This is a genomic window from Enterovibrio coralii, from assembly GCF_001559595.1.
GTDB classification, from domain to species: Bacteria; Pseudomonadota; Gammaproteobacteria; order Enterobacterales; family Vibrionaceae; genus Enterovibrio; species Enterovibrio coralii.
In genome coordinates, this window is sequence record NZ_LNTY01000050.1 from 201,143 (window position 1) to 226,122 (window position 24,980).

17 protein-coding genes and 3 pseudogenes are annotated in these 24,980 nt (G+C 47.0%); 13 read left to right on the forward strand and 7 right to left on the reverse strand.

All coding sequences use genetic code 11. The features are described from left to right. Positions 1–80: 80 nt before the first annotated feature. From ATN88_RS18905 to rsmF, 5 genes are all read left to right on the forward strand, one after another. On the forward strand, positions 81–1,301 hold the full coding sequence (locus ATN88_RS18905) for a paraquat-inducible protein A (protein WP_067419221.1): 1,221 nt from the start codon (positions 81–83) through the stop codon (positions 1,299–1,301). Then, positions 1,285–2,292, forward strand: a complete 1,008-nt coding sequence (locus tag ATN88_RS27675) for a PqiB family protein (protein ID WP_232313397.1) — start codon at positions 1,285–1,287, stop codon at positions 2,290–2,292. Before ATN88_RS18905 ends, ATN88_RS27675 begins: the two co-directional genes overlap by 17 nt. Beyond that, positions 2,277–3,515 carry an MlaD family protein gene (locus ATN88_RS27680; protein WP_232313398.1) on the forward strand — a complete coding sequence of 413 codons (1,239 nt, stop codon included), beginning with the start codon at positions 2,277–2,279 and terminating at the stop codon, positions 3,513–3,515. The genes ATN88_RS27675 and ATN88_RS27680 overlap by 16 nt, the downstream gene beginning before the upstream one ends. Further along, on the forward strand, positions 3,512–3,907 hold the full coding sequence (locus tag ATN88_RS27685) for an MlaD family protein (RefSeq protein WP_232313399.1): 396 nt from the start codon (positions 3,512–3,514) through the stop codon (positions 3,905–3,907). Before ATN88_RS27680 ends, ATN88_RS27685 begins: the two co-directional genes overlap by 4 nt. Positions 3,908–4,046: 139 nt before the next feature. Continuing rightward, positions 4,047–5,474 (forward strand): 16S rRNA (cytosine(1407)-C(5))-methyltransferase RsmF, encoded by a 1,428-nt coding sequence (gene rsmF / locus ATN88_RS18915; protein ID WP_067419222.1) that lies wholly within the window; start codon positions 4,047–4,049, stop codon positions 5,472–5,474. Between the two features lie 225 nt (positions 5,475–5,699). Here the strand turns inward: rsmF and ATN88_RS18920 are convergent, their stop codons facing one another. Then, positions 5,700–6,536 carry a CvfB family protein gene (locus tag ATN88_RS18920; protein WP_067419223.1) on the reverse strand — a complete coding sequence of 279 codons (837 nt, stop codon included), beginning with the start codon at positions 6,534–6,536 and terminating at the stop codon, positions 5,700–5,702. A 186-nt stretch (positions 6,537–6,722) separates the two neighbouring features. Further along, the gene (locus tag ATN88_RS18925; RefSeq protein ID WP_232313424.1) at positions 6,723–7,445 is read right to left on the reverse strand and encodes a putative PEP-binding protein; all 723 of its coding nucleotides are present in this window, start codon (positions 7,443–7,445) and stop codon (positions 6,723–6,725) included. Between the two features lie 406 nt (positions 7,446–7,851). Here ATN88_RS18925 and ATN88_RS18930 point away from each other — a divergent pair, with 406 nt between their 5' ends. Both ATN88_RS18930 and ATN88_RS18935 read left to right on the forward strand, forming a co-directional pair. Further along, positions 7,852–8,925: a 3-deoxy-7-phosphoheptulonate synthase gene (locus ATN88_RS18930; protein WP_067419224.1), complete on the forward strand. Its 1,074-nt coding sequence runs from the start codon at positions 7,852–7,854 to the stop codon at positions 8,923–8,925. A gap of 42 nt (positions 8,926–8,967) precedes the next feature. After that, positions 8,968–9,450, forward strand: coding sequence for a YajQ family cyclic di-GMP-binding protein (locus tag ATN88_RS18935; RefSeq protein ID WP_067419225.1), 483 nt, complete (start codon positions 8,968–8,970; stop codon positions 9,448–9,450). A 70-nt stretch (positions 9,451–9,520) separates the two neighbouring features. Here the strand turns inward: ATN88_RS18935 and ATN88_RS18940 are convergent. Then, positions 9,521–11,868 (reverse strand): annotated as a pseudogene (locus ATN88_RS18940) (helicase-related protein). A 377-nt stretch (positions 11,869–12,245) separates the two neighbouring features. On the opposite strand from ATN88_RS18940, the pseudogene ATN88_RS18945 reads away from it, so the two are divergent. The 4 genes and pseudogenes from ATN88_RS18945 (at position 12,246) to ATN88_RS18960 (ending at position 17,646) form a co-directional block, all read left to right on the forward strand. Then, a pseudogene (locus tag ATN88_RS18945) lies at positions 12,246–13,936 on the forward strand (NAD-dependent malic enzyme). A 124-nt stretch (positions 13,937–14,060) separates the two neighbouring features. Next, positions 14,061–14,738 carry a SanA/YdcF family protein gene (locus ATN88_RS18950; RefSeq protein WP_067419310.1) on the forward strand — a complete coding sequence of 226 codons (678 nt, stop codon included), beginning with the start codon at positions 14,061–14,063 and terminating at the stop codon, positions 14,736–14,738. A gap of 235 nt (positions 14,739–14,973) precedes the next feature. Further along, positions 14,974–16,344 carry an SLC13 family permease gene (locus ATN88_RS18955; protein WP_067419226.1) on the forward strand — a complete coding sequence of 457 codons (1,371 nt, stop codon included), beginning with the start codon at positions 14,974–14,976 and terminating at the stop codon, positions 16,342–16,344. A gap of 219 nt (positions 16,345–16,563) precedes the next feature. Beyond that, entirely contained in the window at positions 16,564–17,646 is a 1,083-nt protein-coding gene (locus ATN88_RS18960) for a ketoacyl-ACP synthase III (protein ID WP_067419227.1), read from the forward strand. 64 nt (positions 17,647–17,710) lie between these two features. On the opposite strand, the gene ATN88_RS18965 is transcribed toward ATN88_RS18960, so the two are convergent. The 4 genes and pseudogenes from ATN88_RS18965 to ATN88_RS18980 form a co-directional block, all read right to left on the reverse strand. Beyond that, a complete protein-coding gene (locus ATN88_RS18965) occupies positions 17,711–18,991 on the reverse strand; it encodes a GGDEF domain-containing protein (protein ID WP_232313400.1) in 1,281 nt (426 codons plus the stop codon). Between the two features lie 185 nt (positions 18,992–19,176). Beyond that, the gene (nagK, locus tag ATN88_RS18970) at positions 19,177–20,088 is read right to left on the reverse strand and encodes an N-acetylglucosamine kinase (protein ID WP_067419229.1); all 912 of its coding nucleotides are present in this window, start codon (positions 20,086–20,088) and stop codon (positions 19,177–19,179) included. Between the two features lie 162 nt (positions 20,089–20,250). Beyond that, positions 20,251–20,955 (reverse strand): annotated as a pseudogene (locus ATN88_RS18975) (tRNA-uridine aminocarboxypropyltransferase); the annotation flags it as partial. A gap of 92 nt (positions 20,956–21,047) precedes the next feature. Further along, positions 21,048–21,392 (reverse strand): DUF3802 family protein, encoded by a 345-nt coding sequence (locus ATN88_RS18980; RefSeq protein ID WP_067419230.1) that lies wholly within the window; start codon positions 21,390–21,392, stop codon positions 21,048–21,050. A 283-nt stretch (positions 21,393–21,675) separates the two neighbouring features. Between ATN88_RS18980 and ATN88_RS18985 the strand changes: the two genes are divergently transcribed. Together ATN88_RS18985 and ATN88_RS27690 are read left to right on the forward strand one after the other, a co-directional pair. Further along, positions 21,676–24,384 (forward strand): hybrid sensor histidine kinase/response regulator, encoded by a 2,709-nt coding sequence (locus ATN88_RS18985; RefSeq protein ID WP_232313401.1) that lies wholly within the window; start codon positions 21,676–21,678, stop codon positions 24,382–24,384. Then, entirely contained in the window at positions 24,381–24,908 is a 528-nt protein-coding gene (locus ATN88_RS27690) for an Hpt domain-containing protein (RefSeq protein ID WP_232313402.1), read from the forward strand. The genes ATN88_RS18985 and ATN88_RS27690 overlap by 4 nt, the downstream gene beginning before the upstream one ends. Positions 24,909–24,980: the final 72 nt, after the last annotated feature.

Below are 24,980 nucleotides of genomic sequence, written 5' to 3' on the forward strand. Positions count from 1 at the left end.
CTATGACAATCCCACTAGATTTCTCTACATGGGATGTACACTGTTAAAGGTCTGCATGCACATTTTGCCAGGTTTAGAATATGCACGTCCTTAGATGCACGTCTTGCGATCTACTGTTAAAGAAGGTCCCGGTCTCTGTTGGCCAAAGTGCATGCTGCCCTAAGTGCGGCGCAAGAGTTGTAAAGAAATCATCCCTTTCCCTCTCTGGAGAGTTGGCAATCGCACTGGCGGCTTTTGCATTGCTTATCCCCGCGCAGGTCTTTCCACTTATTGTGATTGAGCTGTTTGCCGTAAAAATTTCGACAACAGTAACAAGTGGTGCATTTACACTTCTGAACTCGTTCCCGTTCGTGGGAGCCTTAGTCATATTCTGTACCGCGTTTTGCCCACTGGTATATTTGCTTTCAATCTTTGCCTCTCACTGGTCTTTAAAGCACCTAAACGCAAAGGCACTCTACTATTCAACCTATTTTATTAAGGTTGCTCGTCACTGGGTGATGATCGACGTTTTTTTGGTTAGCCTAGCTATCGCGGCATTTAAGGTGCGCGACTACGCTGACATCATGGTTGGCCAAGGGCTGTTTAGCTTTGTCGTGCTTCAAGTGCTTGTCGCTATTTTGCTTTCACGCGTTTCACCTAAACGTTATTGGGATGCTTACAGCGAAAGAAAGGGAGAAGATGCCAGTGTTGATACACAAGACAACCACAACACAGGTAACGTCATTAGCTGCATTCATTGTGGATTGACGCAATGTGATTCCCATTCGAACTGCACACGCTGTGGCTCGCCGCTTTCAGCAAGAATGTTTCAGAGTATTCAGAAGACGTGGGCATCTTTGCTTGCGGCCGTCGTTTTTATCTTCCCTGCCAACTTCTACCCTATTTCAATTCTGATTACGAACGGCAAACGGCTCGAAGATACCATCTTCTCCGGCGTTGCGGCATTGATTAAGCAAGGCATGTACGGCATCGCCATTATTATCTTTACCGCCAGTATCATCGTACCGGTCGCGAAGATCGTATCCCTTGCTTACATATTGATTTGTATCCACTTTAAAGTTGAAACGGGACGCAAGCAGCGTATGAAACTCTACCGTTTCGTTAAATGGATAGGAAAATGGTCGATGATGGACCTATGCGTGATCGCAATCATGGTGTCATTGATTGACCGAGGTAATCTTCTTGATTTCACACCGGGCCCCGGTGCCATTGCTTTCGGGTTAGTTGTTGTATTAACAATGATTGCCGCTGAAAGCCTAGATTCTCGACTTATTTGGGACAAGTATGAGCAACGTAGATGATTCTCAAGTGACTGAGCCAACAGTGAAGAAGGATCGCGGCATATCGCCGCTTTGGATTTTTACCCTTCTCGCCTTTGTTCTCGCTGGTTGGTTACTTTACCGCTCCGTCAGTGAAGCGGGTGAGCGCATTCAAATCTATTTTACTGATGCACAAGGTATTCAGGCTGGACGTACGACCATTCGTTACCAAGGTTTGGAAGTGGGCATGATTCGTCGTGTCACTCTTTCTGACGACCTAAAAAGCATCTACGCAGAAGCGGACATCTACCCGGAAGCGACAAAGATACTTCGCCAAAACACCGTGTTTTGGGTTGTTCGACCAAAAGCATCGATCACGGGCATCAGCGGTCTAGATGCGCTTGTTTCAGGTAACTACATCGCAGTGCAACCGGGCTCTGGCGCAGATCGCACGACCTTTATTGCTGCGGATGAACCACCGAAAGACGCCTTTGATGATGATAGCCTTCACATTCAACTTGAGGCGCCAGACTTAGGCTCATTGAGCATTGGTTCAGGCGTGTACTTCAAAAAGATTCTGGTTGGTGAAGTATACGACTATCAATTAAACAAAGACAAAAGCGGCGTGACGCTGTCACTAAAAGTAAAGAAAGAACACGCTAATCTTGTCACTTCCGCGTCGAAATTTTGGAATGTCAGCGGTATCAATGCTGATATCAGCCTGAATGGCCTTGATGTTAAAGTCGAAAACTTAGCCTCTGTCATCGCAGGCGGGATTGCATTTGATTCCCCTGAAGGTGGAAAGCCCGCAGAAGAACTCCAAACGTTCAAATTACACAAATCCATCAATGACACAGATCGTGGCATCTCAGTGACATTGAACCTCCCTGCTGACCATGGCATCAAGAATGCTCACTCAGCGATTCTTTACCAAGGTTTGGAAGTTGGCCGTTTAAACGGCATCAACTTTAACGACTCGTTTTCTGGCACCGTCGCGACAGCAACATCAACCCAGAAATGGCGTGGATGCTGAAATCAGGCAGCGAGTTCATTATCGAAAAGCCGCAGATTAACCTGAGTGGCTTTAAGAACCTCGGTAACCTCTTCACTGGGAATACACTGACGCTTTATCCTGGTGATGGACAGGATGCACGAACCTTTGCCGCAAAAACAAAAGAGTCGATTGTTGCCGATGACCCGAACTCGCTGAAAGTAAAACTGGAAGCAGAGACCTCTTGGGGCCTCGCGCAAAACACCAAGGTGCTTTACCGTGGCCTGCAAGTGGGTTTCATCAATTCAACGAAGTTGAGTCCTAACAAGGTTGAATTGGAACTGGTCATCTACCCGAAAAACCGACACCTTGTTAAAGAAGATTCGCGCTTCTTTATTGTCGGTGGTGTAAGCGGGCGCATTTCATCTGAAGGCGTTGAGTTTTCCGTCCCTGCTTTCGCACAAATTGCTGACCCAGCCATTAGCTTCACCAGCGAAGGCAAAGACGCAGTTGCGGAAAGCTACCACTTGTTCAAAACAGAAATCCAAGCACGCAATGCCAAAGAAGCAGAGCGAGGCGTAACCGAGTACAAGCTGGTTGCGAACAAGTTACCTTCTGTTTCTCAAGGCAGCCCAGTGATGTACAAGAATTTCGAAGTCGGTAAAGTTTCGAACTTCTCTCTAATGAAAGATCGCATTGAAGTGATTGTTGAAATAGAGAATCGCTACAAACACCTGATCAATCAAAACACAGTCTTCTGGAATCAATCAGGCATCGACGTCAAAGCCGGCCTGTCGGGTGTTGAAGTCAACACCGGCTCTTTGAAGTCCATCGTTGCTGGCGGCATCGCCTTTGGTGATATCCAAGGTATCGACAATAAAGACGGTCGAAACTGGATCCTCTATGACAGCTTGAATTCAGCGCAAAACTACGGCCTTGCGATTACCTTTGCCTCTGACGCAGCTAATGGCCTCAGTGAAGGCAGTAACATTCGCTATCAAGGTGTTAACGTCGGTGAAGTGACCGGACTTAAACCTGATTTTGATACCGACGGTGTCGTCGTCTCTGCAATCATCTACCCTGAATACTCTGCTCGCCTTGCTAAAGCAACCAGCTATTTCTGGGTGGCACAACCGTCTCTGAGCCTCACAAAAACCGAGAACCTCGATTCTCTATTCGGCGCATACATTTCTGTTGTACCGGGTAAAGGTAGCAACGCAAAGACTTCACGCTTCATAATTCAGCGGAATACGCCGGCGGTTTGACCATTGTATTGGAAAGCGAAACGCGCGGCTCTGTCGCTGTTGGCACCCCTATCCTCTTCAGAGACTTCGAAGTGGGAGCTGTTACAGATGTGCGCCTTGGCCGATTTGCGGATCGCGTGCTGATTGAAATTAAGATCAGCGACGACTACAAACATCTGGTTCGCCAGAACACCGTATTCTGGAATGATTCAGGTATTGATGTCTCTATTGGCCTAACAGGTGCAACCGTGCGTAGCGGTACGCTTGAGAGTGTGATTAAAGGCGGCATAGCCTTTGCGACACCGGAAGGCACTGAGCTAGCCAAACCAGCACGCTCGGATCAACACTTCCTGCTCCACAGCTCTCCAAAAGATGAATGGGAGCAATGGAGAACGGCAATACCGTCCTATTAATCAGTATTTGTTACAAAGGCGTTTTGATAACCTCAAAACGCCTTTTTTTCGCATGTATCAGGCTTCGCGCTGCCTTGTAGACCCGTGGGGAACGTTATAAACTTCGCGGTTCAATAGAACTTCATGCGAGACCTTTCAGGTGCATCCAAATATCGTCTTCCCGGAATTGTTCCTAAAACACATGGAACAAACCCTGCCTTCTCATCTTTCAATGACCGATTTTATCGAAGCATGTAAACGCCCATTGCGACGCAGCATTCGTGTTAACACGCTCAAAATCTCTGTTGAAGATTTCAAAGTCCGCGCAGCGGAGAAAGGTTGGTCACTGTCACCTGTACCTTGGTGTGATACCGGATTCTGGATTGATGAAGAAGACGATTCAGTGCCACTTGGCAATACTGCCGAGCACATGTCAGGTCTTTTCTATATCCAAGAAGCAAGCTCGATGCTGCCAGTGACGGCTTTGTTGGAAGAAGACCGTGAACTTGAGCGTGTTCTCGACATGGCAGCTGCTCCTGGTTCTAAAACTACACAAATTGCTGCCGCCATTGAAAACCGTGGCGTATTGGTTGCAAACGAATATTCCGCAAGCCGAGTCAAAGTGCTTCACGCGAATTTACTTCGTTGTGGCGTTTACAACTCGGCATTGACCAATTTCGATGCGCGTGTTTTCGGTACTTGGTTGCCGGAAACCTTTGATGCCATCTTGCTTGACGCGCCGTGTTCCGGCGAAGGCACCATTCGAAAAGATGCGGATGCCTTTGCGAATTGGAGTCTCGCATCCATCAATGAAATTGCAGACACTCAAAAAGATCTGATTGAAAGCGCATTCCATGCGCTAAAGCCGGGTGGCGTCATGGTTTATTCAACCTGCACGCTCAGCCGTGAAGAAAACCAAGATGTCTGCCACCACATCAAATCGTTGTTTGGTGATGCGGTTGAATTCGAACCACTGAACCACTTGTTCGAAAACGCGGGAGATGCGTGTACCGAAGAAGGCTTCTTGCACGTGTTTCCTCAAATCTTCGACAGTGAAGGTTTCTTCGTTGCGCGCCTGAGAAAAACGCAAAGCGTAGGCAGCGAAATGGTGAAAAAGCGTCCTCGCAACTTCCCATTCCAAAAAGCCAGCCGCAAAGATGCCGATGCGGCAGCAAAGGCATTAAAAGAAAGCCTTCAGCTGTCTATTCCTGAATCCTCTAACGTCTGGGTTCGCGACAAAGAAGTGTGGCTGTTCCCTGCCGCGATCGAAGATATTCTGTTGGAAATCAAATTTGACCGTATTGGCCTTAAGCTCGCTGAAACGCACAAGAATGGCTATCGCTGGCAACACGAAACCGTGATGGCACTTGCGACCGGTAAAGAAGCAAATTGTGTTGAGCTTACAGCAGAAGATGCCAAAGAATGGTACATGGGACGAGATGTTCGACCTCAAATCACGCCAACAAAAGGTGAAGTCATTGTCTGCTACCGCCAGCAACCTATCGGCATTGGTAAATGGGTAGGCAATCGCATTAAAAATGGCCTTCCAAGAGAGCTAGTTAGAGACGTAAATCTGTTTATTGCATGATTGCTTTTAAAAGTCTCATGGTTGAAACGCTCCCGCCACCTTGCGCCAACTAAAGTTTGAAGTGTTACAAATCTCCATTTAAACCAGTTAGCGCAAGGCTCTTACGAGCCATTCCCCTAAGCCCGGAACAGGAATCGTTCCGGGCTCTTTTTATTTATACCGACTTTGCCAGAATGACAGTCACAAAAAAGGCTGCCATTGGCAGCCTTTTTCTAGCGGTTGGTTTTACTTAATCAAGTAAATGCCGTCTTTTTCAATGCGAATACGACGCTCTTTATAAAGACCACCAATGGTCTTTTTGAATGTCGCTTTACTGGTGCGGAACAATTCAAAAATCTGTGCCGGGCTGCTTTTGTCACTAACTGGAAGGAATCCACCTTTCATCTTAAGTGTGCGGATGACCTTCTCTGACAGGTCATCTACTTTGCCTTTGCCCAGTTTCTGAAGTGCCAAGTCAATCTTGCCGTCTTCACGTACTTGCTTGATGTAGGCTTTCAGGCTCTTACCGATGAACAGCTTACCGAACACCTCAGTCTTGAACAGCAAGCCCCAGTGCATGTCGTTCACTGCACATTTGTAGCCCAATTCTGTTTCTTCAACCACAGTGATATGCACTTGCTCGCCCTTTTCGTAGCGTGCAGGTGTTTTATCCAAGAACTTGTTGAACTTGGTCGAACCAACAATACGACCAGACGCATTGTCCAGATACAGGTAAACCAAGTATGAGTTGCCTTCCTGCATGCGCGAACGTTGCTCACTGAACGGCACCAGAAGATCTTTTGGCAGACCCCAGTTTAGGAATGCGCCGACTTTTGTTGCGTTCACACAGTTAAGTTTCGCGAACTGACCCACTTCAGCCAGTGGCTTTTCAGTGGTAGCAATGATGTCGTCTTCAGAGTCGAAATAAATGAACACAGAAATTTCGTCACCCAGAAGCGTTCCTTTTGGCACGTAGCGTTTAGGCAAAAGGATGTTGCCGTACTCTTTACCACCGTCAACAAAGACGCCAAAATCCACTTCTTTGACTACTGTTAGGGTGTTCACCTGACCGATCTTAATCATTGACCTTCTTACTCACTCTTTTTCAATTAGGCGCAGTATACGAGATTTACGCAAAGAGCGTTGCAGTAATTTGAATACTCGTGTGCGATTGGTTTTTTATTGTTCCTTTTCTGGGCGTAACCACTGCTTCATAAACGAAAAACGCCACACAATGGCGGCGTTTTCAGAAGAGTGTGGCGATCTCGATTATTTGAAGATCAGCTCTACACCGACACCATCGACCAACTCGACGACCTTCTGATCGTGTTTATTTAACAGCACAAGAATTGGCTTCTCGGCAGACAGCGTCTTTTTAATGGTATCTAGGATTAACCCTTTCACAGCTTCATTGTGCTTGGTGAAAGTATATGGCAACGCCGTGCAATCAAAGTCCACGCCAAGCGTGAAGCTGGCAAGACAATCTACATCCACAATGATGCCGTCAAAGTAGGCAAGCAAGGAATCTGCTAATAGCGCGTTTGACGGAAGCTGGCAGGCCAACAAGACTTTGAGTCCTTTTGCACCGCGGCAAAGACCCTGCTCTGCCAACAGATCAATCATTGTCGCCGCTTCACTGGACGTACGGATGAAAGGCACGACGATTTCGATGGCAATGCCTTTGTCTTCAATGGTAGATTTCAGCACATTACACTCAAAGACAAAGCCTGGTTTACCCACTTCACTCGCAAAGCGAGACACACCGCGCAGCCCCATTGCAGGGTTTGCTTCTGCAGGCTCTGCTTCTCCGCCCTTTAACGCACTAAAGTACAAAGCACCTTCGTCGTTTAACAACACACGAAGAGGTTTTCCGCCGTTCACTTTACTCGCTTTTTCAAGTGCCTCGACAAGTGCGCTGATCGCACCTTCCACATCAGAAAGCACTGAAGGATGTTCACCCACAAGTTCTTGATAAAGACCCGCAAGCGACACCAATCCAATGTTGCTTGTGCGGCATCCAATTGAGACGACTGCTTAAGCAAAAGTGAAGAATTCAAATCCATTTGAGACATAACGCACCAATACTACCTAGAAAAAACAGACATGCCTGAAAGGCTCAATTTTATGATAACGATGAGGTTGTTACTCGCAACCGCCTGATTTTCGTCCATCTAATAGAGAACATACCCACACCATCAAACCGTTACAAGTGAAAATATTAAATTTACATCCCGTCTATCACATAGGAACAAAATTCCCTCAAAACTCCATTGAGCGAACAAAACTAGAGCAACAAAGAGAATAAATCGATGAAAGATCACATCGATACTTCTATGTGAACGAAATTTTGCTATCTTACTGCCTTCGCAACAAAGCCGATGTAAGGAAGGCAGTCTCCATGCCTATTAAAACTGACGAACTTAGAACACAACCTGTAGACACTCTGCCGACACCAGCAGAAGTAGAAGCAGCGTCTCCGATTACTGATGCTGTCGCTGAGCACGTCGCTCAAGCGCGCAAGCAAACAGAAGACATTCTGACGGGACGTGACGACCGCTTGCTGGTTGTGGTTGGCCCTTGCTCTATTCACGATCCTAAAGCCGGCTTGGATTATGCTGCGCGCCTTAAAGCATTTGCAGATAAGCACAAAGAAACCCTTCACATTGTGATGCGTACCTATTTCGAAAAGCCACGCACCGTTGTGGGCTGGAAAGGTATGATTAACGACCCCGATCTTGACGGTAGCTGCAAGCTGCCAGAAGGTTTGTTTAAAGCGCGCAAGTTTTTGCTCGATGTGAACAAACTCGGCATGCCGACGGCCACTGAGTTTCTTGACATGATCACGGGTCAATACATCGCAGACTTGGTCAGCTGGGGCGCAATTGGTGCCCGTACCACGGAATCGCAAATTCACCGTGAAATGGCTTCAGCCCTTTCTTGTCCGGTTGGATTTAAAAACGGTACCGACGGCAACATTAAGATTGCAATCGATGCTATTCGCTCTAGCCAAACCTCTCACTTGTTCTGCTCGCCAAACAAGCAAGGTCAAATGACCATCTATCGCACCAGTGGCAACCCTCATGGTCATGTCATTCTGCGTGGTGGTCATCAGCCGAACTACAAGCGTGACGATGTCGTCAATGCTGCGGAAAACTTAGCGTCGTTTAACCTGTTCCCACGACTGGTCGTGGATTTCAGCCACGCTAACTGTGAGAAGCAACACCGACGTCAAATGGACGTTGCAGCTGATATTTGCCAGCAAATCATAGATGGTGACATCTACATTGCAGGTATCATGGCGGAAAGCTTCATCACCGAAGGTAACCAAGCCGTCGACAAAGACAATATCGGCGCATTGACCTACGGTCAGTCAATTACTGATCCTTGTCTAAGCTGGGAAGATACAGAGAAAATGCTGCAAATGCTGTCCGATGCCGTCGCGCAGCGAAATGCCAAAACAGACACTCTGTGATACTATTCGATTCATTTTTCAGGTAATAATCAGGAAAAGCCAATGCCTTCTTTTGATATCGTATCGGAAATCGACAGCGTTGAACTAAGCAACGCCGTTGACAACTCTACTCGTGAACTTGCTACTCGCTTTGATTTTCGTAACGTAGAAGCAAGCTTTGAACTTAAAAAAGAGGTTGTAAAAGTTTCCTCTGAATCAGATTTCCAAGTTAATCAACTTATGGAAATCTTGCGCGGCAACCTGGCAAAACGTGGCGTTGATGCCCGTTCTATGGAGCCAAAAGACTATGTTTACTCAGGTAAGTCTTGTTACGCTGATGTGCACTTCAAAAACGGTATTGAAACCACTGTTGCGAAGAAAATCGTGAAAATGATTAAAGATTCGAAAATCAAAGTTCAAGCTCAGATTCAGGGCGAACAAGTGCGCGTAACGGGTAAAAAGCGTGATGATCTGCAACAAGTGATGCAGTTGATCCGCGACGCTGATTTGGGTCAACCATTCCAGTTCGAAAACTTCCGCGACTAATTATCGGTTCGGAATGAAAAACGCCTCTTTGACGAGGCGTTTTTTGTATCTGTTGTCTAAACGATCGGGACTAATTAATCGTTATCACACGGCTGGCCTTTTTATATTGAACCTTCCAGCCTTTCCATTGCGGCAATTCCCAACGCTTTGGGCCATCCTTTCTGTTTCCTTTAGTGTGATGCAGCACCACGGTACGTTTTGCTCTGCTGTATTCAACATCAACGTGCAGCTCAGGAAGTGTCAGTCTTAGCGGATACTTTGCAGCGAAATCCTCAAATTCCCACGCAGGAATACCCTCAAAACGCAAATCAGACGCATCAATCAGGGCTAAATCTTCTTGAGACTCAATGCCTAAGGTTTCAACGCGTGAAGCTAACCAATGTGAAGCATCAATAAGTGGTTCGGGGTTAATGGCTTCAAACTGCTGATAAAGGTTCCAATGCGCTACAGCATCTTGGATTTCGGAACCAACGCCAGGAAACAACTCACCGTCCATGATTTGCTGACTGATAGCCTGAATTAGCCCTTCACCCTCGGCCTCTTGTTGTATTTGCTCGATGATTCGACCCGCGTAGACACGTTGCTTACTGTCAACGATGACACCGTTAAGGGCGTGATGATCAATCACTTCCCACTCGCCGAGGTCAGCATCTGCAATCCAGCCAAAAGGAATAGGTGCAAGGCATGTCGCATAAGAGGTTGTTTGCTTGCTTCCCTTACCTGCCAAATGAAACTGGTCAAACACAAGGGCAGCTTGTGGCTCCGCGGGAAAGTCGCTGTCACGGCTCAATACGACTTCGCTGTATCCGTTTCCAAAAGCTTGCTGGCGACGCTCTCTTCTTGCGAAAACAAGTTCTGGTGAAGCCTCAATGACATTTCGCAAAAACTGTTCACGGTCGAATCGAGAAGCCGCTTCCCATTGTGGCAATTCCAATGCCTCTCTTAACGACGCGCTTAGCTCTCTCGCTTCGTTGAGTGCCAATTCATCAACAATCACTTCATCCGGTTGTTCGCCACGAATGACTGCAATTGATGTGACAACGTCACACAGATGTTTATTCCATTCTTTATAAGCATCTAACGCCAACTCTCCACTCTGTCGTTGCCAGACGCGCATAGGTGTTTGAAGTGCCGCCGCTAGATCGCACATGGCTTCACGATTGGCTTTGCTTTTCATGCCAGTGATCAAGTGCGCAAATAACGAGTCAATCGGCAATGGATAAAGAAGATTTCCGTGCGCGGTTACCTTCCCCTCAGCATCTATCGCTTGCATCTTCTTCAAACGGGTTTCAGCGGAAGACAGCGATTTTTCTGGCAACGTAGACAGGAAAGGCAGTTCTTCGAGACGATATCCGCAACATGCTGCCGCCAACATGGTTTCAATTAGGTCCTCACGCTCTAGCTCAGGCGGTGTAAACAGCTCCAAGGGTGCGTGTTCGCCATAGAGTTTTTCGCAATAACCCGCGGCTATTCGTCCAGCACGGCCCGCTCTCTGTTTCGCACTGGCTTGGGATATCGCATGCAGAGCCAAAGCCGTTCGTCCGTTCCTCTGATGCGTACGACGCTCAAGGCCGGTATCGATGACCGTTACCACACCCGGAATGGTCAATGAGGTTTCAGCCACGTTTGTCGCCAGAACCACACGTTGATTTTCGCCACGCGAAAGTGCGCGTTTTCTGTCAGAGTCCGACACCGAGGCATGAAGCGGAATAATGTCGGCATCAAGATGTTTAAGTTGCCCCAAGCACGTATTGATTTCTTTTTGCCTGGCAAAAACACCAAGACGTCTCCGCCCCGCTCTAACGCCGTCTCTACGAGAGGTAATATACGTTGCTCTACGTCTATGCCATTTGGCATGAACTGCGAGTCGCGTGCATGGCATGAAATCGTGACACCGTAACTCTTGGCGTTCGCTTTTATCACTTCGGCATCGAAATAGCTCGCTAGCTTTACGCTGTCTAACGTCGCAGAGGTCACCATCAGTCGGTGTTGGTCATGTTTGAGTAGCAGTGCCGCGAGAAGGTCAGTTTCGGCTCGACGCTCATGAAACTCATCAATCATGACCACATCGAAGTGAGCCAATTCGTTTTCTGCAAACCAACGAAGTACAACACCCGGAGTTGCAAAAACGATGTCAGTATTTTCACTGAAGCGATAATCGAATTTGATGGCGTAGCCGACTTTCTCTCCAACCTTGCTTTCCAAGGTGTCGGCAACAAATCCAGCCAACGACGTACAAGCAACTCGGCGTGGCTCAACAACAAGCACCTTCCCCAGCGTCGACGCCCAAACGGGTAATCGTGTCGATTTACCGGTTCCCGTGTCTGCCTGAACAATAATATTTCGAGATTGAATGATTCGTTCTACATCCAATTTCAACGAATCTATGGGAAGAGAAAGAGATGTTGCCATCGTCATTATTTTTCATTTTGCGCGATTTTAGATTGCCGTAGTTTATACCTAAACGAACGTAATATCAGGCTGTTTGGCTTTGTAATGAATGTCGCCAACAATTTTTACGTGCCACGACATTAGGCAACAATATTCACAATTATTTCTGATACTTATATTTGCAGGCTCGTTAATAGCAATTTCATATTTTGTACAAATGTGTCGTAATCCACCCGTCAACATTGGGCAACGTCACTAATTTTAATCCCCTTGCAAATCAATGCTATTTTCACCTTGAATCACAACAGGCTTGGACACTACACTCTTAGGGCAATTCTTGGTTCCTATTATCGAATTGCATTTGCCTGTCTATCGAACTGAAACAAATTGAGCCGTTTTCATCCATGCATAATCAAAAACGTCCCCTATATATCCCTTACGCAGGGCCTGCTCTGCTCGAAACACCGCTTCTGAATAAAGGCAGTGCTTTCTCTGTCGAAGAACGCATGTTCTTTAACCTCGAAGGCTTGTTGCCTGAAGCTATCGAGTCTATCGAAGAACAGGCTGAACGCGCGTACAAGCAGTACATGCGTTTCGACAATGACATGGATAAACACATCTATCTACGAAATATCCAAGACACGAACGAAACCCTATTCTACCGTCTCGTTAATAACCACATTACCGAGATGATGCCGATCATCTATACACCAACTGTTGGTGCGGCATGTGAAAACTTCTCTGAGATCTACCGTCGTGGTCGTGGTTTGTTCATCTCCTACCCAAACCGTTTCCGTATCGATGAAATGCTGAACAACGCATCACGCCACAACGTAAAAGTTATCGTTGTAACCGATGGTGAGCGTATTTTGGGTTTGGGTGACCAAGGTATCGGTGGTATGGGCATTCCAATCGGTAAACTGTCTCTGTACACCGCATGTGGCGGTATCAGCCCAGCGTATACCCTACCTATCGTTTTAGATGTGGGTACAAACAACCCGCAACGCTTGTCAGACCCAATGTACATGGGTTGGCGTCATACCCGCGTAACGGGCCAAGACTATGACGATTTCATCGAAGAGTTCATTCAAGCCGTACAGCGCCGTTGGCTGATGCATTGATCCAGTTCGAAGATTTCGCGCAGAAAAACGCAATGCCTATTCTTGAGCGTTACAAAGATCGCGTTTGCTGCTTCAACGATGACATTCAAGGCACTGCAGCGGTGACTGTTGGTTCTCTGATTGCAGCATGTAAAGCGGCGGGCACTAAGCTGTCTGAACAACGTATTACCTTCTTGGGTGCAGGTTCTGCTGGCTGTGGTATTGCAGAAGCAATCATTGCTCAGATGGTTTCTGAAGGTATCAGCGATGCTGAAGCTCGTTCACGTGTGTTCATGGTCGACCGCTGGGGTCTGTTGGTTGATGCAATGCCAAACCTGCTGGATTTCCAACAACGTTTGGTTCAGAAATCTAAAGCCATTAAAGATTGGGAACTTGCTGACCAAAATATCTCATTGCTGGACGTGGTAAACAACGCCAAGCCAACCGTATTGATCGGTGTGTCTGGTGCGCCAGGTCTGTTCAGTGAAGAAATCATCAAGGCTATGCACAGTCACTGTGAGCGCCCAATTGTTTTCCCTCTGTCTAACCCGACAAGCCGCGTAGAAGCGACGCCGTTTGACATTCTTCGTTGGACTAACGGTGAAGCGCTGGTTGCGACCGGTAGCCCGTTCGAGCCAGTCGTTTTGGATGGTGGCAAAACCTTCACTATCGCACAGTGCAATAACAGCTACATCTTCCCAGGTATTGGCTTGGGCGTATTGGCTGTTGAAGCGAAGCGCGTAACCGATGAAATGCTGATGGAATCAAGCCGCGCACTTGCAGAATGTTCTCCACTCGCGAAATATGGCCGAGGCCCGCTATTGCCTTCACTTGAAGAAATCCAGTCAGTATCACGCCATATTGCACTCGCCGTCGCCAAAAAAGCGATTGAGCAAGGTGTTGCCCTTGAGTTGACCGAGGAAGCACTGCTAGAACGTATCGATGCTATCTTCTGGCAACCGAAGTACCGCCAGTACAAACGTACATCATTCTAACGTCATACTGCATTAACGCACTGAACCTCCGCTTTATCTAATATCGCGGAGGTTCTTTTTGTTATTTCACGCGTTTTCGTATAACCTGCTGGTTCTGCGCAATTTTAATGCCTTTCTTGTCGAGATGTCATTGCGAAAAGTTTTAATAGCCTTCAGTGCCTTTCTCATACTTTCAATCGCCTCCATCGTGGGGATGGATTTGTGGGTCACGCTAAAAGCCTCTGATAGAATCTATACGTCAATCGAACAAATACCCCAACGTCACATTGGCCTTGTTCTGGGTACCAGCAAATATATTGGGAAAACCCGCAACCCGTATTACACCTATCGCATCGAAGCCGCTCAGCAGCTTTATCAAGAAAACAAAGTCGATGTCTTGCTTTTAAGTGGCGACAATGCCCATCGTTCTTACAACGAGCCGTGGACAATGAAACGTGACATGTTAAAGGCAGGGATTCCAGAAGATCGTATCTTCCTCGACTATGCTGGCTTTAGGACGCTTGACTCTATCATCCGCGCTAAACGCGTATTTGATGCTGATGAATTTACCCTTGTCACTCAAGCGTTTCATTGTGAGCGCGCGCTGTTTATTGCCGATTATTACAATATCGATGCGATTTGTATGGCGGTCCCTAGCCCATCCGGCCTGTCAGGTTTGAAGATCCGAGCGAGGGAAACACTGGCACGAGTAAAAGCGGTGTTGGATATTTATGTTTTAAACAAACAACCCAAGTTCTTGGGCCCGAAAGAGTCCATTCCGATGGAGCCTCTCTTATCGCCAACATCCGAAGAAAAGGAATAAGCTCCCTTTCGTATACGCTCAGCCAGACTTAAGCACCATTCCCTTACTAAAAATGGGTGGATTACTACCCATTTAAAATTCAACACATCCCACTTCAAAACATCCACGTAACACACTGTTAATATTGTGCGTTTTCGCCAATTTCATTTAACCAAACAAGGCGATAATAGCCTCAACGTTAAAACAAATAATTAACGCAAACCAAGAGTCCCTACATACGTTTGAGGAAGTCACTATGACAGCGCTAACTATTGCGGTTAGAGATTGGCTGTTGAATCGCAACAGCATGATTCTCATCGCCGACATTGTACTTTTTGCATTGCTCTACAATTTTCTGCCCTATGAAAAAGATGTCGTCATTGGCCTTAGCCTACTGACATTTGTCGCCATCCTTTGGCTCACAGAAGCTCTGCACGTCAGCATTACAGCAATACTGGTTCCACTGATTGCCGTCGGCTTGGGGGTATTTCAAACGCCTGCCGCACTTGCAAACTTCGCCAACCCAATCATTTTTCTTTTCCTTGGCGGTTTTGCATTGGCAGCAGCTCTTCATGTTCAAAAGCTCGATCAAGCTATTGCAGATAAGGTTCTGCTGCTTGCTAAAGGAAAGATGAGCGTAGCGGTCGTTATGCTTTTTGGTGTGACAGCTGCCCTTTCCATGTGGATTTCGAACACTGCAACAGCCGCTATGATGCTGCCTTTGGTTCTGGGTGTACTTAGCAAAGTAAATGCGAAATCTGAACGCGGCACCTATGTGTTTGTCCTGTTGGGCGTGGCGTACTGTGCAAGTATCGGCGGTATAGCAACCATTGTTGGTAGCCCACCAAACGCCATTGCAGCAGCAGAAACCGGTCTTAACTTTGCTGAGTGGATGGCTCTGGGTCTGCCAATCACATTGACACTGCTGCCTTTGACCGTGGTACTGCTGTACTACATCACAAAGCCAAATTTGAAGCATACATTCGAGCTCGACCACAAACCGATCGAATGGACAAACGAACGTCGCCTGACCCTTGCTATCTTCGGCCTGACTGTATTTTGCTGGATTTTCAGCAAGCCAATTAACTCCATGCTTGGTGGTTTAAGCAAGTTTGACTCCCTGGTTGCGCTGTCTGCAATTGTCCTGTTGGGCGCAACCCGCGTGATTAAGTGGAAAGATATTGAAAAGACAACAGACTGGGGCGTGTTACTTTTGTTCGGTGGTGGTCTGTGTTTGAGCAACGTACTTAAAGCCACGGGAACCAGTGTCTTTTTGGCCGAGTCTTTGAGCACATTCCTCTCATCAGCCGGCATCTTCTTTACTCTGCTAACTGTTGTTGCTTTCGTGGTGTTCCTAACAGAGTTTGCAAGTAACACGGCAAGTGCAGCGTTGCTGGTACCGGTTTTCGCAACGGTTGCTGAAGCATTAGGCGTATCGCCCGTCGTGCTGTCAGCATTGATTGCAGTCGCAGCGTCATGTGCCTTCATGCTGCCTGTAGCAACACCGCCAAATGCCATCGTTTTCGGCTCTGGCCATATCAAGCAATCTGAAATGATGCGCGCTGGTTTCTACCTAAATCTGGTTTGTATCATCGTTCTTTCTATGTTCGCATGGCTGTTCTGGTAAACACGTAAGACAAAGCCGCACGTTCTCTCCCTTTTCGTGCGGCTTTCTTTACCCTTCTAAATCATCGCTCTTGCAAATCTCTCTTCTCGTTTATTCGTTTAAAACGACACAGCACTCGGTGGAAAATTTTGAACAAAGTTCGATACATGATCGAGCAGTTTGTTTCACACCTGTTTCGTGGGTACACTGAAATTTCAAAAACAACGATAAGAGAAGCTCATGCCATACGCAGAAATTACTGGCTGGGGAAAATGTCTACCGCCAGCAGAATTATCAAATGACGATCTCAGCACCATTATTGAAACATCGGACGAATGGATTTCTAGCCGTACCGGCATCAAGGCACGACGAATCAGTCACGTAAATACTTCTGATCTTTCAACGGTGGCGGCCAAACGTGCGCTAGCCGCTGCAGGTGTCAATGCTGAAGATATCGACCTTATTATTGTTGCAACTTGCTCTCCGGACACTCTCATCCCGAATATCGCTTCCAAAGTTCAACTGGAGCTTGGCGCAGTAAACGCAGCGTCTTTTGACCTTAATGCTGCGTGTACTGGTTTTCTTTATGGCTTAGAAACGGCCACACGCATGATTCAGGCTGGAGCCTATCGACATGCCATCGTGATCGGTGCAGAGCGACTCAGCTGGTATCTAGATTGGAGTAAGCGAGATACTGCCGTCCTGTTTGGTGATGGCGCAGGTGCCGTGGTCTTAAGCCGTTCAGAAAATGAAGTGGGCTTGCTTGAAGCCAAACTAGGTTGTGATGCAGAAGGCCGCGATGTACTGGCAGTGCCAAAATTCGGTACGGCCATGGCGCGATTCGACCAAGATAACGGTTACTTTGACTTCAACTTTGTGGGGCGCGAGATCTTCAAACGCGCCGTAAAAGGTATGGGCTCAGCCGCTGGTGCTGTGTTGTCACGTTCAAACATGACCCCCAATGATATTGACCTTGTTGTTCCGCATCAGGCGAACAAACGCATCATTGAGGCGTTGTGCGATCACGCTAAGATCCCGCTGGATAAAGCATTTGTGAACATCCATAAATACGGCAACACGTCTGCTGCGACCATTCCTATCGCTTTGTGTGAAGCCGTTGAAGAAGGCGCAGTCAAACCAAACAGTACTATGCTTGTTGCTGCTTTTGGTGCCGGTCTCACTTGGGGAGCTGGCGTGATTCGCTGGGGTGCTCGTACAACGCCTGTTTCGACGTCAGATGCTGAACTAGAACCAGTCAACAAAACCGCACTTGAGCTGTTGGAAGATGCGGTGAGACATTGTCAGGAAAACGCGAACAAGTAGCGTACTTCCCCAATAAAACAAAAGGCAGCCTAGGCTGCCTTTTTTGTTCGAATACGATAAGCATCTACGACGCCATCAGTGCTTCAACATACACTTCAACGCGATTTCGCCCTGCCTGTTTGGCCTGGTACAGAGCGTCATCCGCATCGGCAATCAACGCCGCCACATTACTGTTTGATGTAGAAGCTACGCCCACGCTGCATGTCATCGATTCACCATGCGACCAACTGTAGTTCTCAAAGGCATAACGAATCTTTTCTGCAAGGAATGTTGCTTGCGCGAGGTTTCTGGTCGGACAAAACACAACAAACTCTTCCCCTCCCCAACGCACAACAATGTCACTGGTCGACGTCGCATCTCGGAGGATCTGCGCCGTATCGACAAGCAGCCTATCCCCCATATCGTGCCCATAAGTGTCGTTAACCGCTTTAAAGTGGTCAAGATCGATACAAAGAGCCGAGCAATGTTGCTTTTTCGATGCCTTGAGGTGTTTGTGTAGCACTGGGTAAATCTCGGTGCGATTTCGCAAGCCCGTCAATGCATCTGTTGTCGCCAAGACAGACAATGTTTCACTTTGTTGTCTGAGCGAGGAGTTAATCTTTTTCAGCTTGTCTGCACGTCTACGCTCTTTGGCATACGTGACACGGCTTTGCCAATATTTCAGTCCCAGAATGATCATCACGACCGTCATCCACATAAAGGTCAGGGTGCGGAACAATTGCGCTTCCGTTACCATCAAACCTTCAAATCGAATACTTTTGATCGTCAAGGTGTGGTCACCAATAACTGGGGCGCTGCCTGTCGCGATTTCTATCAAAGAGATATTGTTTAGCTCTGGGCCGGCATTCTTTAGTGGCACGTTGAGATCTGAAATCCACCAAGACAACACTTGGAATGAGTTTAGCGGTAGGACGAACTCGCCCATCGTCTCAGACGGCCCATATTCAATACCGTTAAATTTGAGGGACACAGGATCTTCGGTATTTGAATACTCTTCGTTGTAGTTTCTGAGGTATACACGAAGCCTTTGGTCTGGAGCTGGTGCTTTGTAAGACGCTTCAATGACCATGGAATGGTAGTTCGATAAATCGATACCATTTTGGATTTTCTTAGTCAGGCTAATGGCGATTTCACAAAATGGCCATTTATACCCCTCACCTAGCGTGCACTGTAATACCGCACCTTTACCGTCTTTGGCAGACGAAACAGTACCTAGGGTATCACCACCTCGCGGTGTGTCATCGATATATCGAAAATCATAGTCAGAAGGAGAAATGACATATTCTGACTTCGCGCCACCAACATAAAACCAGGTGACTGCTGCCAGCGAGAAAAATGCCAACACAAAAAGAACGAACACAGTTCGAGAAAAATTCTGATTCAAACTAACCAACAGATGTTTTCTGAGTTGATACTACTTTAGAGCGACAACATCCCCTTAGAATGTCGTTTTCAGCTCTATACCCCAATCAACGCGCACTGCATTCAGCGAAGGCCCACGTTGAGCCTTCGCTGAGATTTAAAGCATGGTTAGCGTTTGATGTTTAAGAACGCTGCACCGCGAACACCACCTGAGTCACCGTGCTTTGCTTTGATTATTTTTGGTGGGTTTGCGATAGAAAGAAGATGCTTAGGTAAACGTTTTGGCATCTCTTCATATATATAATCAAAGTTTGACAAGCCGCCACCCAGAACCACAACGTTCGGGTCGATACCGGTGAACATGCCACCGAATACCATTGCCAACATCTCCATGTAGTTGTCGACAAATTTTGACGCAGTCTCTTCACCTTCATAGAAGGCATTGATGATCTCAATGGCTTTCTTACTTTCGCCATTGAAATGCGCGTACAGCATTTCAAAACCGCGGCCAGACAGGTAGTTGTCGATACAACCTTTCTTCTCACAGCCACAGTCAAAAATCGGTGCGTTTTCACCCAGTTGCATCCACGCATCGATAGGCATACGCATATGGCCCAACTCACCAGCAACATTGTTCTGGCCCGACACAACCGTACCGTCAATAACAATACCACCACCGAAGCCAGTACCTAGGATCAGGCCAAGAACAACACTTTCGTCTTGCAGTTCTTCATCCCACGCTTCAGACAGGGCAAAACAGTTCGCATCATTGTTTAACGCAACACTGCGGCCAATCTTTGCTTCTAGGTCCGCACGCAACGTTTTGCCTTTTGCTGCAGGAACGTTCACTGTCAGAACTGTGCCGTCTTCTGCTTTTTCGATACCAGGAATGCCAATACCTACTGTGCCTTCGCAGCCAAACTGTTCGTCATATTTCGCCACCAGCCCAGCCAAGATTTCGATAAGCTTTTGATAGTCATCACCTGGCGTTGGTACACGCTCAGTTGCCTGACGAACGAGTTTCTCGTCAAATGCACCAAACTCGATTTTTGTACCACCCACGTCAAAGCCGTAATACATCCTTTACTCCATTGTTCCAAAACACGTATTTCTAGTTGTGCGAATTATCGCGTTTTCCGAGGGAATTGAATGTGATACAAGACAAAGTCCCTCTTTGTATATCCGTTTACCACCGTCACATTTGATGGGTTGATCGCAAAAATCAGCAGCTTCGCCGTTCGCTATCTCGCGGTATCTGTCCAATGCACCCGGTACAGGCAAGGTTTTCTGGCGTTTTCCTGTGATGTAATGTTCTCTAAATACATCGAACCAAGCATCCAAACACTCACCCGCCTTCACGTCTCCAGCTAAAGAAAGCACCTTCGCGGCGACTTCAGCTGTTGCGAGTTGGCTCTCTCCCGACGCTTCACGTACACCATATCGCGAAATTTCTGTTGCCTTGAAACTCAAAACTGGGAAGTTTGCCATCCAAGGGCTTTTACGGAAGATTTTCTTCGCTTCTTGCCACGTACCGTCAATCATGATGAACAAAGGACGTTTGCCCTCGTTGACCTCTACAGAGGTAACGACACGCTCTTCTTCTGCATACTGCGCAGGGAACACCACAAAAGGCTGCCACTTGGGATCATTAACCAAAGCAAGCATCTCTTCATTGGGTTCTGTGCGAGACCAAATATAAGCAAACGTATCACTCACCGTATCTGCGATGAGTCGCCCTGTATTACTTGGTTTCAACACTTCGTCGTCGTACATGACGAGAGCAAAGCCAGAGAACGTGTCTAGGGTCGTTTTTTCTTCACAGACGCACAGTGACTTCACCAACATACAATACTTACAACGATCAACATTTGCCCCTCTCGCTTTGAAAGGCTTGGTCGACGCGGCTAAGCGTTGATCATAGAGATGATGTACTGCGTGAAGTTTCATGAAATGCGCCTAAGAAAATTTAAAGACGCATTGTAGTCGGGGATGGTTGGGGTGCAAGCGTTATAGCTGATGCTGTTTATTAAACGCTGTTTTTAAACACATTCCGAAACGGCAGCATCGAACAGGTTTTTCACCAGACCGATGTACTCTTCCAGCACGTTGATTTGTGCATAAGTAGGTTTTTGGTTCCAGACAGAGCTGAGAACTTCTTCGAGATCAGCAACAATCTTGTCCGCTTCACTCATCACCTCGAATCGCATTGATTGCGGCATCCCTTTGTTCTGATCACAAATTGCCATAATTTGGCTGGCAACCAATTCATGAACAAGTTCGTCGATTGTTTCAGAACCGACTTTCTCATCTTTTGACGAAAACGCTGACAAGTTATCGATAAAGTACTCGATAAGAGCTGCGTACCCATCTGATTCGACGACCATTTTTCTCTCCAAAACGCACAAGGTCTAGGCTCAATTCTATTGTCTTTAAAAGTAAATTAACACCCATTATTTCGTCGCATGTCACTTTTTTAAACCTTAAGTATCCCTTTTGTTACGCCCCCGACTACAGTATAAGTTCCCTGCTGAGACACGCTGATTTTCACGCTCATAATCAGCGATGCTTTTCCTTAAAAAAGCACCAAGAGAACCAATAAAAATAACGCTCAGCATGAGTTCGTGAGGACATTCACGGCTGTTTTATGAAGTCATTCAAGGATGAGTAATGAGAGAGCGAAGGATAGAACGCGCTAACCAGTTCCCTTTCCCGAAAAGCATTGTTGGTAAAGTCGGCCTTATCATGGCATCGATGACATTAGTATCGATGCTCCTCGCGTTATCGGCATTCCTAACACATGACAGTGCCAGCAGTGACACCACCAAAACCAGTGAACTCGAAATTCCCAGCGCCCTATTGTCGGTTTCTATGCTCCGCTTTGCCGGAGAAATGAATCGCAGCATGTTCAGCTTCGCGCTCGGCGAACCTGAGTCGTTAGATTCATACCATTACAACAAGAATCAATTTGATGCGTCATTGGGTGAGCTAAAGCGTATCCATGGTGCGCAATCGAGCCACTTAAAACGCATCTCAGAAAATTACGACACCTTTGTCCGTAAGATTGAACAAGGCATCATCGAAGAATATGACCCAACGTTAGAAAAGTGGGCGATGGTTGAGAAACGCACCATTACTGCGATGCTCGCCCCTGAGTTGGATAAAGCCATTCAAGAGCTTTACGAAAATGACGTACAGGATGTGCCTTTTGCATTACAACAACGGCATTACCACTATTTGCTAATGAAAGAAGAAGCGGACGATATGATCGGCTTCCTTTTCTATTATCTGGCTAATGCCTCTGCTAGCCGTCAGGAGTTTATTCAGAACAAGGCCAATTTCTACAAGTCGCTTTTCTATCTCAGTCGAAATGCCATCAACGAGAAAGAACGCCAGCAGCTGGATCAGATACACGAACTCAGCAAGGGGCTGATTTCTCGCATCGACTTTGTGATGGAACGTTACGACCCAGCAGATAAAGAGGCGGTAACGAACACGCTTCGCCGTATCAATGACGGCGAATATAAGGAGTTGGAAGCCTCGCTGACTGAGTTCTCCAGAGAGACAAGCTTCAGAGCGGCAAACTCTATGGCAGGTTTGCACAAGATTCTGAAAACAAACCAGTTGTTTTTCGTCGCATTGTTTGCCGTTATGATCCTCTCGAGCGTCGCCCTAACTGTCTACATCTACAAAAAGGTCACACAGCCCATTGCAAGGCTTGCTGATACCATGCTCAAGCTTTCCGATGGAAACACCGAAATCCCGATTCACTACAAAGATCGTTCTGATGAAGTCGGACAAATCTCTCATGCATTGAGCTCGTTCCGTGACCACATCATCTCGAGGAACCAAGCAAGAGAGCAGCTTCTGTTCCAAAAAGAACGCGCTGAATCGGCCTCAAAGGCAAAAGCCCAGTTCCTTGCCGCAATGAGCCATGAGATACGTACACCTATGAATGGTGTCATTGGGATGATAGACATACTGCGCCGATCAAACCTCAACACGACGCAACTGAGTGTAACAACCACGGTACGCGAATCTGCTCTGTCATTGCTCTCAATCATCAATGATATTCTGGACTTTTCTCGCATCGAAGCGGGGAAAATGCGCATCGACAAAGTGCCACTCAGCGTTCGTAGCATTGCAGAACAAGTTATGGATAACTTGGCCAGTGAAGCCAATGAAAAGAACGTACGACTGATCCTTTACGTAAATCCAAACGTGCCTTCTTCCCTTCTCGGTGACCCAACACGTATTAGACAAATTTTGTTTAACTTGATAGGAAACGGCATCAAGTTCTCCGGAGGTCAACCACATCGCGGTGAAGTGAATGTATCCATAGAAGCCGCCGAGGTAGCCGATGGTAAGCAAGAGCTTTCCATATCTATCAAAGACAACGGTATAGGTATTAGCCAAGACAAACTGCAAGCTATATTCAAACCTTTTACTCAGGCGGAATATTCGACAACACGTCGTTTTGGTGGCTCTGGGCTGGGCTTGGCTATCTGTCAGAACATCGCGACCTTGATGGGCGGTAAAATTGAAGCATCGAGTGAAGAAGGTATCGGCTCTACCTTCACAGTATCTTTCGTTCTTGCCATTGCAGAAGACCAAAACACACCGGAAAATTGCAAAATCGAAGTGCTGCAAGCTTCTGCAGCGTCGTTAAAAGATGTGGTTTGCATCAATACATTGGAGAACGGCGCACTCAAAACAAGCATTGATGCTTACCTTAAAGAACTGGAGATCCCCTTCTCCGACATTAGCCTTGAAAGCTTACATACCGAAACCTTCGCCGAGTTAGATAAGAAATACGTCATTATCTGTCGTGACTACTTGAGAACACGTCAGTTAATGCCACCTAAGAACACAGGAGCTGACACGCGCTATCTAGAGCTCAACATGAGCTTGCCTGTTCGCCGTTATGGTGGCGTGGATGTCTTTGCGATATATGCCTCTCCTCTCAAGCTATCAATGTTGCTGAGTGGTCTGCGTATTTGTGTCGGCTTGGAAAGCCCTGACTACCCCGCACTGGATACCAAAGGCAAAGAGAGTTTCATTGAGCGCGCCAACACCAACAGTGGCACCATTCTCGTCGCAGAAGACAACGTCACTAACCAAGTGGTCATCGAGAAGCAACTGACTTACTTAGGTTTCAGTGTTGTGATGACATCTGACGGCCAGGAAGCACTTAGGGCGTATAGAAAAGAAGCCTTTTCGCTCGTGCTCACAGACTGCCATATGCCAAACATGGACGGTTACGAACTGACAAAAGCGATTCGTGATATCCAAGCAGAACGTGGCGAGTTTGTTCCTATCGTCGCCCTCACGGCTAACGCTTGGTGGGCGAAGCAGAGCGCTGTATCGAAACGGGGATGAATGATTTCATCGCTAAACCGGTTGAAATTGATGTTATTCAATCAGTGCTGGATAAATGGATATCTCAAAGCAAGCCTTATGATTCACCAAAAGTCGGGCCCGAGCGTATGATCAGTGTTTATGCGAAGCCCTTCACCAGTCCTACTCCAACTGAAGAAGCAGAGCTAGATCCAGAAGTGCTGAAAAAGCTGTTCTGGGGCGATAAAGAAACCTACTTTGATGTGCTGGAGCAATTTAACTATCATTGCTTACCTGAGCTCAGAGAGCTCTCAAACACATCTGCGCCGTTCGACTTTGAAACGATAAAAGCATCCGCACACAAGCTAAAGACGTCATCACGAAGCATCGGTGCACGCGCATTGTCTGATATCTGCTTTGAAATAGAAAAAGCCAGTACAGAGCGGGATAATCGCGTTGGGCGAGAATTAATCAAACTCGGTATCGAATTGACAATATCGGTTAACGCCATAGAGAAAAAGCAAAAAGAACTCAAAGAAGAGTTAGCCAAAGAAAGTGCTAGCTAAGCAAAACAAGAAGCCTTTTCACCTAGGACAAAGGCTTCTTTTTCCCTTCCTACTCGTTGATCTCCCTCTTAT

Bases quoted from the DNA above. Each gene is read 5' to 3' on its own strand.
- ATN88_RS18985 (WP_232313401.1), top strand. From the start codon at position 21,676: ATGAGAGAGCGAAGGATAGAACGCGCTAACCAGTTCCCTTTCCCGAAA.
- ATN88_RS27680 (WP_232313398.1), top strand. From the start codon at position 2,277: ATGGCGTGGATGCTGAAATCAGGCAGCGAGTTCATTATCGAAAAGCCG.
- nagK (WP_067419229.1), bottom strand. From the start codon at position 20,088: ATGTATTACGGCTTTGACGTGGGTGGTACAAAAATCGAGTTTGGTGCA.
- ATN88_RS18955 (WP_067419226.1), top strand. From the start codon at position 14,974: ATGACAGCGCTAACTATTGCGGTTAGAGATTGGCTGTTGAATCGCAAC.
- ATN88_RS18930 (WP_067419224.1), top strand. From the start codon at position 7,852: ATGCCTATTAAAACTGACGAACTTAGAACACAACCTGTAGACACTCTG.
- ATN88_RS18935 (WP_067419225.1), top strand. From the start codon at position 8,968: ATGCCTTCTTTTGATATCGTATCGGAAATCGACAGCGTTGAACTAAGC.
- ATN88_RS18905 (WP_067419221.1), top strand. From the start codon at position 81: ATGCACGTCCTTAGATGCACGTCTTGCGATCTACTGTTAAAGAAGGTC.
- ATN88_RS27675 (WP_232313397.1), top strand. From the start codon at position 1,285: ATGAGCAACGTAGATGATTCTCAAGTGACTGAGCCAACAGTGAAGAAG.
- ATN88_RS18920 (WP_067419223.1), bottom strand. From the start codon at position 6,536: ATGATTAAGATCGGTCAGGTGAACACCCTAACAGTAGTCAAAGAAGTG.
- ATN88_RS18960 (WP_067419227.1), top strand. From the start codon at position 16,564: ATGCCATACGCAGAAATTACTGGCTGGGGAAAATGTCTACCGCCAGCA.
- ATN88_RS18950 (WP_067419310.1), top strand. From the start codon at position 14,061: ATGTCATTGCGAAAAGTTTTAATAGCCTTCAGTGCCTTTCTCATACTT.
- ATN88_RS18980 (WP_067419230.1), bottom strand. From the start codon at position 21,392: ATGGTCGTCGAATCAGATGGGTACGCAGCTCTTATCGAGTACTTTATC.
- ATN88_RS27690 (WP_232313402.1), top strand. From the start codon at position 24,381: ATGAATGATTTCATCGCTAAACCGGTTGAAATTGATGTTATTCAATCA.